The sequence below is a fragment of the Streptomyces sp. NPDC057486 genome, from assembly GCF_042802415.1.
GTDB classification, from domain to species: Bacteria; Actinomycetota; Actinomycetes; order Streptomycetales; family Streptomycetaceae; genus Streptomyces; species Streptomyces yanii.
On sequence record NZ_JBHVEE010000038.1, the window covers coordinates 33,539 to 49,527 of the forward strand.

At 70.2% G+C, this 15,989-nt stretch carries 11 protein-coding genes and 2 tRNA genes; 6 read left to right on the top strand and 7 right to left on the bottom strand.

All coding sequences use genetic code 11. From position 1 onward, the window contains the following. Positions 1 to 37: 37 nt before the first annotated feature. Both ACFU6I_RS19510 and ACFU6I_RS19515 read right to left on the bottom strand, forming a co-directional pair. Positions 38 to 1,141, bottom strand: a complete 1,104-nt coding sequence (locus ACFU6I_RS19510; RefSeq protein ID WP_384368048.1) for an endonuclease/exonuclease/phosphatase family protein — start codon at positions 1,139 to 1,141, stop codon at positions 38 to 40. 80 nt (positions 1,142 to 1,221) lie between these two features. Then, positions 1,222 to 1,866, bottom strand: a complete 645-nt coding sequence (locus tag ACFU6I_RS19515; protein ID WP_384368051.1) for a M15 family metallopeptidase — start codon at positions 1,864 to 1,866, stop codon at positions 1,222 to 1,224. 296 nt (positions 1,867 to 2,162) lie between these two features. Between ACFU6I_RS19515 and ACFU6I_RS19520 the strand changes: the two genes are divergently transcribed. From ACFU6I_RS19520 to ACFU6I_RS19530, 3 genes are all read left to right on the top strand, one after another. Beyond that, the gene (locus tag ACFU6I_RS19520; RefSeq protein ID WP_384368054.1) at positions 2,163 to 2,840 is read left to right on the top strand and encodes a response regulator transcription factor; all 678 of its coding nucleotides are present in this window, start codon (positions 2,163 to 2,165) and stop codon (positions 2,838 to 2,840) included. A gap of 89 nt (positions 2,841 to 2,929) precedes the next feature. Further along, positions 2,930 to 4,003, top strand: coding sequence for a sensor histidine kinase (locus tag ACFU6I_RS19525; RefSeq protein WP_384368057.1), 1,074 nt, complete (start codon positions 2,930 to 2,932; stop codon positions 4,001 to 4,003). Positions 4,004 to 4,097: 94 nt separating this feature from the next. Continuing rightward, positions 4,098 to 4,171, top strand: a tRNA-Lys gene (locus tag ACFU6I_RS19530). Positions 4,172 to 4,291: 120 nt separating this feature from the next. Here the strand turns inward: ACFU6I_RS19530 and ACFU6I_RS19535 are convergent. From ACFU6I_RS19535 to ACFU6I_RS19550, 4 genes are all read right to left on the bottom strand, one after another. Next, positions 4,292 to 5,959 (bottom strand): AMP-binding protein, encoded by a 1,668-nt coding sequence (locus ACFU6I_RS19535; RefSeq protein WP_384368060.1) that lies wholly within the window; start codon positions 5,957 to 5,959, stop codon positions 4,292 to 4,294. Between the two features lie 26 nt (positions 5,960 to 5,985). Further along, positions 5,986 to 6,576 (bottom strand): lytic polysaccharide monooxygenase, encoded by a 591-nt coding sequence (locus tag ACFU6I_RS19540; protein ID WP_384368063.1) that lies wholly within the window; start codon positions 6,574 to 6,576, stop codon positions 5,986 to 5,988. A gap of 160 nt (positions 6,577 to 6,736) precedes the next feature. Continuing rightward, the gene (locus tag ACFU6I_RS19545; protein ID WP_384368066.1) at positions 6,737 to 8,389 is read right to left on the bottom strand and encodes an SPFH domain-containing protein; all 1,653 of its coding nucleotides are present in this window, start codon (positions 8,387 to 8,389) and stop codon (positions 6,737 to 6,739) included. 25 nt (positions 8,390 to 8,414) lie between these two features. Beyond that, a complete protein-coding gene (locus ACFU6I_RS19550; RefSeq protein ID WP_384368138.1) occupies positions 8,415 to 9,701 on the bottom strand; it encodes a peptidoglycan-binding protein in 1,287 nt (428 codons plus the stop codon). Positions 9,702 to 10,305: 604 nt separating this feature from the next. Here ACFU6I_RS19550 and ACFU6I_RS19555 point away from each other — a divergent pair. The 3 genes from ACFU6I_RS19555 (at position 10,306) to ACFU6I_RS19565 (ending at position 14,693) form a co-directional block, all read left to right on the top strand. Then, a tRNA-Lys gene (locus ACFU6I_RS19555) sits at positions 10,306 to 10,379 on the top strand. A gap of 478 nt (positions 10,380 to 10,857) precedes the next feature. Beyond that, a complete protein-coding gene (locus ACFU6I_RS19560; protein WP_384368069.1) occupies positions 10,858 to 12,762 on the top strand; it encodes a glycosyltransferase family 2 protein in 1,905 nt (634 codons plus the stop codon). Beyond that, complete coding sequence (locus ACFU6I_RS19565; protein ID WP_384368072.1) at positions 12,759 to 14,693, top strand: galactose oxidase-like domain-containing protein; 1,935 nt, start codon at positions 12,759 to 12,761, stop codon at positions 14,691 to 14,693. The genes ACFU6I_RS19560 and ACFU6I_RS19565 overlap by 4 nt, the downstream gene beginning before the upstream one ends. Before the next feature lie 99 nt (positions 14,694 to 14,792). Here the strand turns inward: ACFU6I_RS19565 and ACFU6I_RS19570 are convergent, their stop codons facing one another. After that, positions 14,793 to 15,785: a glycoside hydrolase family 6 protein gene (locus ACFU6I_RS19570; RefSeq protein ID WP_384368075.1), complete on the bottom strand. Its 993-nt coding sequence runs from the start codon at positions 15,783 to 15,785 to the stop codon at positions 14,793 to 14,795. Between the last annotated feature and the right edge of the window lie 204 nt (positions 15,786 to 15,989).

The following is a 15,989-nucleotide window of genomic DNA, read 5'->3' on the forward strand; positions in this document are numbered from 1 at the left end:
GCCGGCGAGTTCCGAGAGCTCGGGGGCGGTGCGCCTGTTACGCCTTCAGCCTGGCGGCGACGGGCCGGTGGTCGCTGCCGGTCGCGGGGAGGGTCCAGGCGGCGGTGGGGGTGACGCCCCGGGTGAGGATGTGGTCGATACGGGCGACCGGGAACGCTGCGGGCCAGCTGAAGCCGAAGCCGGTCCCCGCCTCGTCCTGGACAGACGTCAGCCGGGAGTTCAGGGAGGCGAGGCCCCGGTCGGTGGTGGCGCCGTTGAGATCGCCCATCAGGAGGATTTTCTTCTGCCGTTCCTGGTCGACTGCATGATCGAGCGCGGTCAGGACCTGGTCGCGCCGTGCGACGGTGAAGCCGGAGGCGCCGACCCGGACGGAGGGCAGGTGCACCACGTAGACGGCGAGCGGGCCGTCCGGCCCCTGGACCCGGGCGCGCAGGGAGCGGCTCCAGCCGGGGTCGATGGTGACGCGCTCCGAGTCGGTGATCGGGTAGCGGCTCCACAGGGCAACGGTGCCGATGCGGACCGAGTGCGTGAGCCGGCGGTTCAGCACCTTCCGGTAGGCGGGCATCGCGTCATCGGTGATCTCTTCCAGGGCCACCAGGTCGGGGTCGGCGGCAAGCAGCGCCCGGGCGGTCCCGGCAGGGTCCGGGTTGGCGGCTCCGACGTTGTGGGTGACGACCGTCAGGTCCGGCTCGGCATCCGGCCGCCCGCCGAGAAACAACTGCCCGAACATCGCAGCCCACACGGCGGCGACCAGGAGCGCGGCGACGCCGGCCGGCACCGACCTGCGGAGCAGGGCGGCCGACAGCAGCGCGGGCACGGCCAGACCTGTCCAGGGCAGCAGGGTTTCGAGCAGGCTGCCCGGATTGCCCATCGAGTTGGGAACCAGCGAGTGGCCGACCAGCACGATCCCCGTCATGACCGCCAGGGCGGTCGGAACCCGGCCCTTGCGCCATCCGCGGTCACGTCCATGCCGATCTGATACGTGGTCCGGCCGGTCGTGGGCTTGTCGGTCCGGCACGGGTGCTGCCCCGGAAGCGGCCTGCTGTTCGGGCTCGGAGTCGGTGGGCGGTATCTGGGCGGGGTCGAAGAATCCGCCACCGATGTACACATCCGGGTAGGGGTCTTCGTGCAGGTCGGGCATGCCGTGTCCTTCAAAGGAGGGGGTGGGTCGGCGCGTACCGGCTCGGCGGTGCCGGCTCAGGGCGAGGCGATGGGTACCCGTCAGCCGGCGGCATTGTTCAGGGGGCCGGGGCAGGTGCCGCCCGGGCCGGTCAGCAACTCGAAGTGCCACATCTCGTTGGCGTAGACCTGGCACAGGCCATAGGCGGAGCCGTTGCGGATGAGCCAGTCGTCGGCGTCGGTGGGGCCGATGTCCACCGCTTTCCCGGACACGTGGGTCGACTTCTCCGGGGTGTTCACGAACTCCCGCGCCTTTTCCAGGCTTCCGTACTTCTCGACTCCCTCCTCCAGCAGGCGCTGCTGGTGTTCCTTGCTGCGCCAGCCCGATGTGACCGCGAATTCGATGCCGTCGTCCCGGGCATCCCGGGCCGCTTCCTGCACGGCCTTCAGCAGACGTCTGTCCAGACGGGTGACGGCCGCGTGGCGGGTGTCGAAAGGGGTGATCTCACGGTCGTCCGGCAGGGCACCGTCACCGGCAGCCTCGGCTGGGACCTCCGCGGGCGCTCCGCCGCTGTCCGGCGAATGCTCTGCCGGTGCGGTTGCCCGCGCGGCCGGTTCGCTCCGGGTCGTCACGACCCACATCGCCGACAGCGCCAGAACCAGGAGTGCGCCGATTCCTGCCGTCATCCAGCCGGGGAATCGGCGCGCCGCCGTGGTTGAGCGGTTCGCCACATGGTTGTCGCGCATCGCGGCCTCCAGGCATCTCGGACACAGCGGCGGGTGCCGCTCGGTGATGCCTTGAGTCAAGGGCGGACCGTGTTGTCGGGCCGTCTCGATTTCCCGATACGTTTTCGATAGGCCCGGACCGCTCCAATAGGGATGGCCGGATACAGGACCGGCGGCCGGTCCGACTCGCGGCGGGAATCTCGGCAGGGGCCCTCCGCAGTGCGGAAATCACTCTTCGCCACCGTTCCCTCCCAGGGGCCGTAGGCTGGACCGGAAGCCGGATATCAGCCGGTTTGAGACAGAGCGGGAGAGGCCGCATGCGGGTGCTGATTGTCGAGGACGAGCCGTATCTCGCCGAGGCCGTGCAGGCGGGTCTGAGGCTCGAAGCCATCGCCTCCGACATCGCCGGGGACGGCGACACCGCCCTGGAGCGCCTCGACGTGAACGAGTACGACGTCGTCGTACTCGACCGCGACATCCCCGGCACGCACGGCGACGACGTGTGCCGGATCATCGTGCAGCGGCGCCTCGGCTGCCGCGTGCTCATGCTGACGGCGGCGGGCCTCCTCAGCGAGAAGGTCACCGGGTTCGAGATCGGCGCCGACGACTACCTGACCAAGCCCTTCGACCTGAAAGAGCTGGTCGTACGGCTCCGCTCACTGGCCCGCCGGCCCAAGGACAGCACACCCCCGGTCCTCGAGTACGCCGGAATCCGGCTGGACCCGTTCCGGCGCGAAGTCTTCCGCGACGGGAAGTACGTCGCGCTCACCAGGAAACAGTTCGCCGTCCTGGAAGTCCTCATGGCGGCGCGGGGCGGGGTCGTCAGCGCGGAGACGCTGCTGGAGCGGGCCTGGGACGAGAACGCCGACCCGTTCACCAACGCGGTCCGCATCACCATGTCCACGCTCCGCAAACGGCTGGGCGAACCGTGGTCCATCCACACCGTGCCCGGCGTCGGATACCGGCTCGACGAACCGGCGGGGCAGGGACGGTGAACCGGCGATCAGCACCCCACCGAGCCACCACCGCGGCACCGGGGGACGACCCGGCGCGCCCCCTTCGGCCGCGGCGGCTGACCGCCCGGATGAAGCTCACCCTCACTTATGCCCTGTTCGTGGTCGTCGCGGGCGCGTTCACCCTCGCCGTCATCTACCTGGCCATGCGCTTCGTGCCCAACTACCCTTTGACCGCCGCGAACCCGCGGGACGAGAGCGGCGCCCCTTCCCGGCAGGAGATCCTTCGGACCCTGCTCGAAGCGTCCGGCCTCACGCTGCTCCTGCTGGCGCTCGTCGGGGTCGGCGGCGGCTGGTTCATCGCGGGTCGCGTCCTGCGGCCCCTGCAGGACATCACCCGAGCTGCCAGGCGGGCGGCCGACGGCTCCCTGGACCACCGCATCGGACTCACCGGCCCGCGCGACGAGTTCACCGATCTCTCCGACACCTTCGACACCATGCTCGCCCGCCTGCAGCGGTCCTTCGACGCCCAGCAGCGCTTCGCCGCCAACGCCTCGCACGAACTGCGCACCCCGCTCGCCATCAACCGCACCATGCTCGACGTCGCCACCGCCGACCCCGACGGCCAGGACTACCCCCGACTCGTGGCCCGGCTGCGCGAGACCAACCAGCGCGGCATCGAGGTCACCGACGCCCTGCTGCAGCTCTCCGCCCTCGACCACACCTCGCCCACCACCCAGCCCCTCGATCTCGCCGACACCGCCGAAGAAGCCCTCGACTTCGTCCGCGAGGAAGCCTGGGCTCGGGGCATCACCCTCTCCACCGACATCCACCCGGCCCCGGCCACCGGCGACGGCGTACTGCTCCGCCAGCTCACCCTGAACCTGCTCCACAACGCCGTGCGGCACAACCTGCCCACCGGCGGATCGCTCACCCTGACCACCGGCCCCGACCCGGCACACCCTGGCCGCGCCGTCCTGACCGTCACCAACACCGGGCCCCTCCTGCCCGACACGGTCGACCACCTCACCGAACCGTTCCTGCGTGGCAGCGGACGCCTGGCCGAGAAGGACCCCGCACGCCGCGGGCACGGCCTCGGCTTGGCCATCGTCGCGGGTGTCGTCCGCGCCCACCACGGCGATCTGACCTTGACCCCCAACCCCGGCGGCGGGCTCACCGCCCGCGTGTCGCTCCCCAGCTCTTAGGGGCTGTCCGGTCGGGCCGGATGTCCCCGCGGGCCCGTCGCGGGCACGTGTCATCAGCACCCTTCGGGACAAGGTATTATTTTCGAGTCAGCAGGCGCCGCTAGCTCAGTTGGTTAGAGCAGCTGACTCTTAATCAGCGGGTCCGGGGTTCGAGTCCCTGGCGGCGCACAGACAACGCCCAGGGCGGTTCACGTACACACGTGGGCCGCCCTGGGCGTTTTTCGCGGTCCGCCGCTCCGTACACGCGAGTCATGCAGGCGTACCGGACAACCGTCAACCATGTCGTCCTCAGTCGCCGGACGACACCAGGTGGGCGCGCCCGTGCGCCTCGTACTCGCCGAGCAGGGCGGTCAGCTCCGCGCCCCGCAGCCTTTCGTAGGGTCCGCCGGCCCCGTTCCACCAGACCGGATCGGCGATCCGGAAGCCCTCGCGGCGGAGCGCCACCCGGTGCACCTTGTTCGTCGCCGTGACCGGCATCGCCGCGACGATGCGTACGAAGCGGGGCACCATCTTCGTCCCCAGGTCCGATTGGGCCGCCAGGAACGCGGCGAATCCGCCGGGGTCGAAGGCCGCCCCCTCGCGCAGCGCCAGCGCCGCCATCACCTGGTCGCCGGCCACCGGGTCCGGCACCGCGTACACCGCGACGGCCGCCGCGTCCGACCAGCGGGCCAGGATGTTCTCGATCATCGCGGCGGCCAGGTTCTCGCTGTCGACCCGCAGCCGGTCGTCCGTCCGGCCCGCGAAGTAGAGGAAGCCGGCCGGGTCGCGGAAGAAGAGGTCCCCGGTCCAGTACCAGCCGCCGCGCACCCGGGCCGCGTCCGCCTCCGCGTTGCGCCAGTAGCCCTCGAAGGGCGTACGGCCCCGGTTGACCAATTCTCCTATCGCATCGTCCCCGTTGAGCAGCCGCCCGCGCGCGTCGAGTGCCGCCGCAGCCCGCTCCTCGCCGGTCTCCGGGTCGACGACGGCCAGATCGTCGCGGGGGGACGCCCGGCCGACAGCGCCCGGCGGGGTGTCCGGGGTCCGCTGGATCGCCGCGCCGCCCTCGGAGGATCCGTACCCCTCCACCAGCCGCACCCCGAACCGCTCCCGGAACCGGGCCGCGTCCACGGCGCCCGCCTCCGTGCCGAATCCGAGCCGCAGCGGATGGTCACGGTCGTCGGGGCGCTCGGGGGTGGCCAGCAGGTATTGCACGGCGCGGCCGACATAGGTGAAGTACGTGGCCCCGTGCGTGCGCACGTCGTCGAGAAAGCCGGAGGCCGAGAACCGGCGGCGCAGGGCGACCGCGGCGCCGCCCGCCAGCGCGGGGGCCCAGTCGGCGATCACGGCGTTGCCGTGGAACATCGGCATGCAGATGTAGTGGACGTCGTCGCACCGCACCCCGAAGTGGTCGACCAGCGACTGCCCGGCCGCCGCCAGTCGCCCCTGGGTGCAGATCGCGGCCTTGGGCGCACCGGTCGACCCCGAGGTGAAGTAGAGCAGCATCCGGGTCCCGCGCCCGACCTCCCGGAGCACCGCATCGCCCGGCTTCGCCCCGGCATATCCGGCGAGCAGCGCGGTGTACGCGTCGGTGTCGGTGACCAGCACCCGCACGCCCGGCAGATCGAGCCCGTCGAGCAGCGGCAGATGTGCGCTCTCGGTGATCAGGACCCGGCAGTCGGTGTGCAGGATGTCGCGGGCCAGCTCGGCTCCGCGGCGGGTCGGGTTGATGCCCGCGACGGCGGCCCCGGCCAGGGCCGCCGCGCTCAGCCAGAGCGGGAATTCGGGGGTGTTGTCGAGCAGTACCCCCAGGTGCGGTTCGCCGTCCGCCGACAGCAGATCCGCCAGGAGCGCGGCCCGCACGGCCGCTCCGGAGGCGACCTGGTGGTGGCTGAGGACGGTGTCCTCGTGCTTCAACCCTGGCCGGTGGTCGCCCCATTGGCGCTGTACGAGCTCCGCTACGGTGCCTGCGCTCCCCATGGCGCCGAACGGTAACTGACTATGCGTCAGAACTGAACATCGGAGCACGCATAGAACGCGTTCCCGGTGTCCGCGATGGTCCAGACACTGAGGATGATGTGCTTCCCGGTCTTCTGGGTGGGGATGGTGCCCTGCTGCGTCAGGGTCGCCGGGGGCCGCTGACCGCCGTACGGCACGGTCATGAACGGCTGCGACTCGAGCGCCGCCCTGGTGAGCGGCTTGGTGGGGTCCCAGCCGTTCTTGGTGATGTAGTACCGGAAGTCGGTCGTGGCGTGCTGGGCGGTGAACTGCCAGCGGAAGCTGAAGCCCTGACCTGCGGTGACCTTGGTGGCGGGCCAGTTGCCTCCGCGCGGGTCGTCCAGCGCGGCGAAGTTGTCGTGGCCGCCGGAGCAGATCTTGCCGTCCGCCGGGCCTGCCGCCGGGAAGCCCTTGGGAGCCTCGACGCTCTGCGGTTCCCACTGGATGGCGCCGCAGCCGGTGACGGTGCCGTTGGCACAGAGCTTCTGGCGGCTGATGGGGTTGTCGGTGTAGCCGTGGCTGCCGGCGCTGCTCGTCGCACACATCGAGACACCCGCTACCGCCAGGCCGACTATGGCCGCGCTTGCCCTTTTACGCATTGCTGTCGCTCCTCAAGAACGTGGGGGAGGTTCCATGAGCACTGCTGCGCGCGTGGTCGTGCGGTCTAGACCAAGTCTTAGATTATTGACGGAGCATGAACATGTCCAGACCAATGGGAACGGGATTCCGGTTCACCTCGGACACGGTACGGACGCGCCCTCAGGCCCCGCCCCCACCGCTGTGTCCGGTGTAGAAGGCCACCGTCAAGTCCTTGACCAGCGCCTTCCGTTCATAATCGTCGAGCTCCACGAGGCCGCGCGCGGTCAGCCGGTTGACCGTGTCGTCCACCGCGTCGACCACCGAAGTCAGCACACTGTCCCGGTGCTTGGCGTCAATGGCGGCGATCCTGCGACGCTGCATCGCGGCGGCGATCTCCGGTGCGTACTCGATGCCGGTCGGCTGCGCGGAGTACACCTCGATGCCCACCGGCTCGCACTCCGCCTTCAGCGTCCCGGTCAGCGCGTCACCGACCGCCTCCGCGTTGCGCAGCGTGTGGGCGTCCTCGTGGAACGCGTCGGCGGGCAACTGTGACAGGACCCGCGCCATCGCCGCCTCGACCTGCTCGCGCAGGTACTTCTCGTGGTCCGCCACCCCGAGCGTCGCCCGCACGGTGTCCTTGATCCGCCACACGACGAGGACGACGACACGCAGCGCCGTACCGTTCGCATCCACCGTGGGCAGCGGTTCGCTGCGCCAGTGCCGGAGCCGCACGTCGACCCGGCGGCGCCGCAGCAGCGGGCTGACCCAGACGAGCCCCGTCCTCCGCACGCTCCCCCGGTAGGCACCGAAGAGCATCGTCACCCATGCGTACCCGACGCGACCGCGAGTCAGACCGCCGAACGCGAAGAGCACCACGGTCGCCAGGGCGGCGAGCACCGCCCCTGCCCCGATGCCGATGCCGTCGTACGGACGCGAGCCGATCCCGAGCCGGGCGAGCACCCCGGCGGGCAGCGCGCCGGCCCACCACAGCACCGCCCCACCGCCGGCCGTCGCCACCAGCCCGGCGAGCGCCCCGGCCCACCCGGGCAGCGCGGGTCCCGGCTTCTCGGTCAGCCGTGGATCGCCCACCGGCGCGGGCCTGGTGGGTGCCTGCACCTGCATCCGGCGCGCGACGGGCACTCGCCGCAGGGCCGCCGCCTGCTCGCCGCCGCCGGCCCCCCGGGCGAGACCGGCAGGGAGAGCGGCTGCGTCGCGGCGCTCGAACTCGCCGGGGAAGGGGAAGCGTACGGGGGCGTAGCGGGTGTGCTCATGGGCGATGACGACGTGCCGCCGCCCGGTCCCCACGTCGTCGGGATCCGACACCGATACAGGGGCCGATGCGGATTCCTGTACGGGGACGACTTCGGCAGCCGAGGCGGGCACAGGCACCGTGAGGGGCGGTGTGCCGTGCGGCGCATCGGGGCCGGGTTCGGTTCGAGCCGGCGGCGTGCTGTCGGACCGGGCGCCCAGGAGCGGGCGGGTCGGCAGGTACGAGCCCGGGGCGAGGGCCGACGCCGAAGCCCCGGACGGAACCGAAACCGAGGCCGAGGCCGCACCGAGGGCGGGGTCCGTCGCGCCCCCCGGGACCAGGTCGAGCACGAGGTCGAGGAGGGCATCCGAGCCGGCCTCCGCCTCCGTCCCCGCACCGGAGCCGCCCCCAGCCTCCACGCCCGGAACCGATGCCGGACCGGTGCCCGGCGAGATGTCCGCACCCGCGTCCGGGCCGGCCCCGGCGCCCGAGGCGCCCTCCGTGGCGTCCACTCCGCCGCTCATCGGCTCCCGTTCCTTCCCGTCCTCCGGGGTTCCGGAGCTGCCCGATCCCGTGGATCGCATTCCCGCCTCCGTCATGTCCGTGTTCTCACGCGAAGAGTCGCCGCCAGGTCTCCGGGCCGGGGTATCCGTCGGCCTCGGCGCCCCGCCAGCCCTGGGCGCGCTGGAAGGCCTCGACGTTGCGCCGGTCCGCCTCCGTCCACCGGGGTCCGGGGCCCAACGTGTAGTACTTGCCGTATCCCTTCTTCACCAACTGTCTGCCGAGCCTGTCGACATGGCTGTTGGACCGACTCGGCCGGAAGTAGCTCCGGCCGGGGAAGGCCGGGGCCGCATGCGAACCGCTCCCCTGACTGCCGCCGCCCGCGCTTCCGCTTGTGCTCGCCGGGATGTCGCGGCCGGTCCCGTTCACCAACAGGCGCCAGGTGTGCGGACCGGGAAAGCCGTCGGCCTCCTGGCCCTTCCAGCCCTGTGCCCTCTGGAACGCCCGGGTCGCACTCCGGTCGGCGTCGCCCCAGCCCGGCCCGGGTCCGACCTTGTAGAAGTGCCTTCCGCCGCGGTCCACGAGCATCCGTCCGAGCTGGGTGATGTACGTGTTGCTGACACCCGCACCGAATTTCGTGGTGCCCGGGAACGCCGTCGCCACTCCGCTGCCGACCTTGTCGGTTCCGGTGGTCAGTCCCTTGTAGCGGTACGGAACGTATTTGCCCGAGTTGGTCCAGTAGGCCATGGGCGTCGTCTGCTTGCGCGTGTGCGCGGGAGTCTGTTCGTAGGCCGTGTAATGCGTGTGCGTGTAGTCGGTCCAGCCTCCGAAGATCGTGACGTGCGAGCCCTTCGAGGGGTCGGCCGGGTTGTGGAAGAGCAGCATGTCGCCGGGCTGCAGCTCCGAGCGCGCGATCCGGGTCCCGTACTCGGCGAGGCTGCCGGTCCACTCGTTGCGCTTCAGCTTCCAGGCCATCGACACATAGCCGGAGCAGTCCTGCCGATACCCGTCGGACCAGTACTTCGCCATGCTGTACGGGACCTTCGCGCTCACCCACTTCTTGGCCCGGTTGATGATGTCCGCCCGGGTCACCTCGTTCAGTGCCGATTTCGAACCGCCGGACGACGGAGCCCCGGCGCCGTTCAGCGGACCGGGCAGACCCTGCGGATTACCCACATCCGCGCCGGCCTGACCCGAGCCCGGATCCGCCGCCCCGTCCATCCGGGCGGACCCGGGCGCCGGCCCGGTCACCACGCTCACCGCCTCGGCGGCACCGGGCCTCAGCGGACCGGGCATGCCCTGCGGATTACCCACATCCGAATCGACCGGCCCCTGATCGACGGCATCGCCCACCTCGTCCGGATCCGTCGAGCCGGTCCTCAGCGGACCGGGCATGCCCTGCGGATTACCCACATCCGGATCGACCGGCCCCTGATCGACGGCATCACCCGTCTCGTCCGGATCCGTCGTCCCGTCCGTCGAGCCGGTCCTCAGCGGACCGGGCATGCCCTGCGGATTACCCACATCCGGATCGACCGGCCCCTGATCGCCCGCATCGCCCGGATCCTTCGTCCCGTCCGTCCGGGCGGACCCGGGCACGAGCCCGGTCACCGCGCTCACCGCCTCGGTCGCGCCGGCGCTCAGCACCACGCCGGCCGCCGTGGCCAGCACCAGCACGCGCCGTGCACCATGTGCGGCGGGGTGCCCTCCGTACCGCTTGGGCAGGGCACGAGCGGCGGCGCGCCGCTGCGCGGCGCACCCCGCACAGGTGCAGTCGATGGCGGGCACGTACTCCTCGAAGGCCGGCACAGTCATGCGAATCCCCTCGGCACTCGTCAAGATCTTTTGGCGCAGCTGCACGGGCGTCAGTGTCTCAACTCTCCCGACATATTGCATTTTGACGGATAGAACAGAAAAAACGACCATCCGACAGGCCGCGACGGGCAGGAAATGGTCAGGAGCATCCCCCCGCATCGGGTAGAGTTCTCCAGGTCAGCAGGCGCCGCTAGCTCAGTTGGTTAGAGCAGCTGACTCTTAATCAGCGGGTCCGGGGTTCGAGTCCCTGGCGGCGCACGCAGAGTCAAGGCCCCCTCACTCCACGTGAGGGGGCCTTGTTCGTATGCCATCCCCTCATCCGCGGCCACCGAGCGAGCCCCGAGCCGCCTCCCCGGAACCGAAAAGCCCCCTCGTACACCTCCGCGCACCCCCCCACAAGAGCCACCTAAATCGCTCATATGACCGGCAAGTAGCCCGTTTCGCCCTTGCGATCACGACCTGGGTCATACAGCCTGTCATGGGGTCATCAGCCGCAACCGAGCCGATGACCTCTGCAGTTGGGGGCAGTATCAGGGGGAAGTTCCGGTTTGCGCGTACCGCGGGATGGGGGTCCCGCTCGCGGACGGATGCCGAAGGGCACCGGGCGACCGGAAAGGCGCCTTCCGTGAGGGGACGGCGCCCGCCAGAGAGTTCGTCCGCCGCGATCGAGGGGGATGCGCGGCGGACGAGACGACCGACCGACCGCGCAGCCAGCATGCGCGCAGGGGGATGACCCATGACGTCGACGCCGACAGGCGCCCGGCAGAACAACGACCCTTCCCGGACCATGCAGCTGCGGACCGGGGACCGGCGCCACCCGAAGAAGGCGCTGCCCCGCTACGACTACGAGCACTACAGCCGTCTCGCCGGGCCGCTGACCCTGCCCGATCCGGGCAGACCGTACTCCGTGCAGTACCGCTCGCTGCTCTCGCAGGAACCGCACAGACTCCGCGCGGCGCTCCTGCTCGGCGCCGCACCGCTCGTCTCACTCGGCCTGTTCGCATGGCTGATGCAGCCCGAACACTGGACCCAGCGCGATCCGAACCTCAAGAACGACACACTGCTGATCCTCGACATCGTCATGCTCGTCTCGATCGGTCTGATCGAGCTCTTCCGCACCATGAACGTCCTGTCGAACGCGCACGCGACGCTGGTCGCGCGCGACCCGGTCCCGGTCGTGCCGGAGCCCGGCACCCGGGTCGCCTTCCTCACCTCCTTCGTCCCGGGCAAGGAGCCCCTGGAGATGGTGACGAAGACCCTCGAAGCGGCGGTCCGCATCAGGCACCGCGGACCGATGCACGTCTGGCTGCTCGACGAGGGCGACGACCCGGCCGTCAAGGAGGTCTGTGCCCGGCTCGGGGTGCACCACTTCTCCCGCAAGGGCGTCGCGCACTGGAACCGGGCCACGGGCGCGCATCGCGCGAAGACCAAGCACGGCAACTACAACGCCTGGCTCGACGCGCACGGCAGCGCGTACGACTTCTTCGCCTCGGTCGACACCGATCACGTGCCACTGCCCAACTACCTGGAGCGGATGCTCGGCTACTTCCGCGACCCGGACGTCGGCTTCGTCATCGGCCCGCAGGTCTACGGCAACTACGACACGTTCGTCACCAAGGCCGCCGAGTCCCAGCAGTTCCTCTTCCACGCGCTGATCCAACGCGCGGGCAACCGTTACGGTGCCCCGATGTTCGTCGGGACCAGCAACGCCGTGCGGATCTCCGCCCTGAAACAGATCGGCGGTCTGTACGACTCGATAACCGAGGACATGGCGACCGGCTTCGAGATGCACCGCGCGCGCAACCCGCACACCGGCCGGAAGTGGCGCTCGGTCTACACCCCGGACGTGCTGGCCGTCGGCGAGGGCCCGACCGCGTGGACGGACTTCTTCACCCAGCAGCTGCGCTGGTCACGGGGGACGTACGAGACGATCCTCAAGCAGTACTGGAGAGGGATCGGGACACTCCCCGTCGGCAAGCTCTTCAACTACACGATGATGATCATCTTCTATCCGATGTCCGCCCTGAACTGGATCCTGGCGGCGCTCAGTTGCGCGCTGTTCCTGGGCATGGGCGCCTCCGGCGTGCAGATCGACCCGGTCGTCTGGATGATGCTGTACGGCAACGCCTCGGCACTCCAGATCGGTCTGTACATCTGGAACCGGCGGCACAATGTGTCGCCGCACGAGCCGGAGGGCTCCGGCGGTCTGGCGGGGATGATGATGTCCGCACTCTCCGCCCCGGTCTACGCGCGGTCCCTGATGGATGCCGTGCTGCGCCGCAAGAGCTCGTTCGTGGTGACGCCCAAGGGCGACTCGTCCAGCCCCGACACGTTGTTCGGCACCTTCCGTATCCATCTCTTCTTCATGCTGGTCTTCGGCGGCTCGATCGCCACCTCCTTCGTCCTCGGCCACAGCCACCCCGCGATGCTCACCTGGGCCGCGCTGGCGCTGATGATCACGGCGGCGCCGATCTTCGGCTGGCGGTACACCGTCCGCGCGGAGAGGAAGCAGCGGCGCGACGGACCGGCCCCGCAGGACGGCGCACCCGCTGGCCGGCCGGCGCATGCCCCGCAGGGGAAGCCGCACCGGGTGTCCGACGAGCGGACCGTGCAGATCTCCCTGGGGGGACGTAACCAATGACGTACCGTCCTGGCCGCCGTACCCGCCGCATGGCGATCAGTACGGCGGTGGTGCTGGCGCTCGCGGGGGCCAACGGGCCGTGGCTGTACCGCGTCAGCAGCGAGCGCTACCACGAGTACGAGATCAACAAGCCGGCGTACAAGGCCGCCAACGGCCACTGGGGCTTCCTCGACGTTCCGTCCGGGTTCCGGATCAATACGATCCATGCCGCGCTGCTGCACACCGGCAAGGTGCTGCTCGTCGCGGGCTCCGGCAACAACCAGAAGAACTTCGACGCGAAGAGCTTCCGGTCGGTGCTGTGGGACCCGGGCACCGGCAGGTTCACGAACGTACCCACGCCCAAGGACATGTTCTGCTCCGGTCACACCCAGCTGCCGGACGGCCGGCTGCTGGTGGCCGGCGGCACGAAGCGGTACGAGAAGCTGAAGGGCGACGTCACCAAGGCGGGCGGCCTGATGATCGTCCACAACGAGGACCCGGACAAGCCGGTCACCCTGCCCGCGGGCACCCGGTTCACCGGCAAGGAGAACGGCAGGACGTTCGTCTCCAAGGATTCGGTGCTGGTCGAGAAGGCCACCAAGGTCTTCGACAGGAAGACCGGCGCGTTCCTGCGCAACGACCCCGGACTCGGCCGGATCTACGTCGAGGCCCAGAAGTCCGGTACGAGGTACGAGACGGGCACCCAGGACAACTACCGGATCTCCGGGCTCTCCGGCTCCGACACACGGAACGTGTACGGGATCGCCCAGAAGCTCGCCCTCGACAAGAAGGACTTCCAGGGCATCCGGGAGGCATTCGAGTTCGACCCGGTGGCGGAGAAGTACATCGGCGTCGATCCGATGAACGAGGCTCGCTGGTACCCGACGCTGACCACGCTGAAGGACGGCAGGGTCCTCGCCCTGTCCGGACTCGACGAGATCGGTCAGATCGTGCCCGGCAAGGACGAGATCTACGACCCCCGGACGAAGAAGTGGGCGTACACCGGCATCGTCCGGAAGTTCCCCACCTACCCCGCGGTCTTCCTGCTGGGCGACGGCCGGCTCTTCTACTCCGGCTCGAACGCCGGGTACGGTCCGGCGGACACCGGCCGCGCGCCGGGCGTCTGGGACCTTGCGACGAATACGTTCGAGGAGATCCCCGGGCTGAGCGACGCCCGCGAGATGGAGACATCGGCGACGGTACGGCTGCCACCCGCCCAGGACGAGAAGTTCATGGTCATCGGCGGGGGCGGGGTGGGTGAGTCGGACAGGTCCAGCGAGAAGTCCCGGCTCGTGGACCTGAAGGCCGCCGAGCCGAGATTCAGGGACGGCGCGGCGCTCACCGAGGGCACGCGCTACCCGAGCGCGTCGCTGCTGCCCGACGACTCGGTGCTCGTCACCGGCGGGTCGGGCGACTACCGGGGGCGCAGCGGCTCGAACGTCCTGCAGGCCCGGCTGTACGACGCGAGTACGGACACGTACCGGAGGGTGGCGGATCCCGAGGTCGGACGGAACTATCACTCGGGGTCGCTGCTGCTGCCCGACGGGCGCGTCATGATCTTCGGCTCGGACTCGTTGTACGCCGACAAGGCGAACACCCGCCCGGGCGTCTTCGAGCAGCGCATCGAGATCTACACGCCGCCCTACCTGTACCGCGGCTCACGGCCGGAGCTGACGGCCGGACCGAAAGGCATTCGACGCGGCGGTACGGGGGTGTTCACGACCGGGCGGGGATCGACGATCACGTCGGCGAAGCTGATGCGGCCGAGCGCGGTGACGCATGTGACGGACACGGACCAGCGGTCCGTGGCGCTGGGGCTGAAGCGGACGGCAGGGGGTATCGCCGTGACGGTGCCGGGGAACCGGGCGCTGGTGCCGTCGGGGTGGTACATGCTGTTCGTGGCCGACGCGAAAGGGACACCGTCGAAGGGGACGTGGGTGCGGGTCCCGTAGGGCCTCCCGTTCGGGTCATGCCGGGGGCCCGGACGGGCGCGGCCCCGTCAGGCCCGCCCGGTGGCAGGGGAGAGAACCGGCCACCGGGCACCCCCGGTACTACTTCGTGTTGCGGGCCAGCCCCAGCGCGTACTCCGGCCACCACTCCCCCGCCTTCGGGCCCCCCTTGCACGCGCCGTCCGACTCCCCCGGCCGCTTGATCCAGAGGTATGCGTCGACCAGGTCCTCACCCGTGTCCGCGGTCGGGGGTTCGCCCAGGGCCCGACCCGGTGGGTTGCACCAGTTCTCCTTGGGGTCGCCCTCGTCGTACGGGCCGTTGCCGTTGCGGCTCGTGTCGATGACGAACGGCTTGTTGCCGACCTTCTCCGAAAGCCGCTTTCCGAAGTCCGTACTGTCCGCCGTGGTCTGGAAGTTGGAGACGTTGACCGCGAAGCCGTCCGCGTCCGCGATGCCCGCCCGCCGGAGCGGCTGGAAGAGCGCGTCCGGGGTGCGCCAGCCCGCGTTGCCCGCGTCCATGTAGACGCGCGCGTGCGGCAGTTGCTTCAGCCGTTGCACGGCGCCCTTGAGCAGGTCGTACCGCTCCTCGTGGAACTCCTGCGGGGTGCAGCCGTCGATCAGGTGCAACAGTGCGTCCGGCTCCAGGATCACCGTGGTGCGACGGTCGCCGATGCCCTTCGCCACGCTCTCCAGCCAGGCACGGTACGCGTCGCCGTCCGCGGCGCCGCCCTTCGAGAACTGGCCGCAGTCGCGGTGCGGGATGTTGTAGAGGACCAGCAGCGCCTCCCGGCCGGCCTTCCGGGCCGCCTCGGTGAAGCCCTGTGCCTCCGCCTCGGGGTTGTCAGGACCGATCCACTCCCCGACCGGCTGCCGGGCGATCTTCTTGATCAGGCCGGCGTTCCTGTCGTTGCCGGCCTCGGTGTAGGCGGCGACCTGCCGGGCCGCGTTCCCGTCCGGGTTGACCCAGTAGGGGCCGCTCGCGGCGGGGCGCTCGTCACCACCGGAGGACGAGGAACATCCTGCGAGCATCAGCGTCACGGCCAGCGCCACCGCCACCGCCCCCGCACCGGACCGGCCGGTGTAATTGCCGTACATCCACTCCCCCTTGGGCACCGGACAAGACCGGGCGAATCCATCCTGACACACCCAGACCTCGAACGACGGAGAGCGACCAGTTCTGGACGTATCGTCAAATATCTGTTGGGTACCGGCCGTTGGGCGCCCTACAGTGGCGCACAGTGGCCCGCACGCCCCCTTTGCCTCCCGTGTCGGCGCCGGGCTTCTCCCGCAGCCCGCGCA

Coding starts and splice junctions, on each gene's coding strand:
- ACFU6I_RS19570 (WP_384368075.1), bottom strand. CDS start 15,785: ATGTACGGCAATTACACCGGCCGGTCCGGTGCGGGGGCGGTGGCGGTG.
- ACFU6I_RS19540 (WP_384368063.1), bottom strand. CDS start 6,576: ATGCGTAAAAGGGCAAGCGCGGCCATAGTCGGCCTGGCGGTAGCGGGT.
- ACFU6I_RS19510 (WP_384368048.1), bottom strand. CDS start 1,141: ATGCCCGACCTGCACGAAGACCCCTACCCGGATGTGTACATCGGTGGC.
- ACFU6I_RS19560 (WP_384368069.1), top strand. CDS start 10,858: ATGACGTCGACGCCGACAGGCGCCCGGCAGAACAACGACCCTTCCCGG.
- ACFU6I_RS19550 (WP_384368138.1), bottom strand. CDS start 9,701: ATGCCCGGTCCGCTGAGGACCGGCTCGACGGATCCGGACGAGGTGGGC.
- ACFU6I_RS19565 (WP_384368072.1), top strand. CDS start 12,759: ATGACGTACCGTCCTGGCCGCCGTACCCGCCGCATGGCGATCAGTACG.
- ACFU6I_RS19515 (WP_384368051.1), bottom strand. CDS start 1,866: ATGCGCGACAACCATGTGGCGAACCGCTCAACCACGGCGGCGCGCCGA.
- ACFU6I_RS19525 (WP_384368057.1), top strand. CDS start 2,930: ATGAAGCTCACCCTCACTTATGCCCTGTTCGTGGTCGTCGCGGGCGCG.
- ACFU6I_RS19535 (WP_384368060.1), bottom strand. CDS start 5,959: ATGGGGAGCGCAGGCACCGTAGCGGAGCTCGTACAGCGCCAATGGGGC.
- ACFU6I_RS19545 (WP_384368066.1), bottom strand. CDS start 8,389: ATGCGATCCACGGGATCGGGCAGCTCCGGAACCCCGGAGGACGGGAAG.
- ACFU6I_RS19520 (WP_384368054.1), top strand. CDS start 2,163: ATGCGGGTGCTGATTGTCGAGGACGAGCCGTATCTCGCCGAGGCCGTG.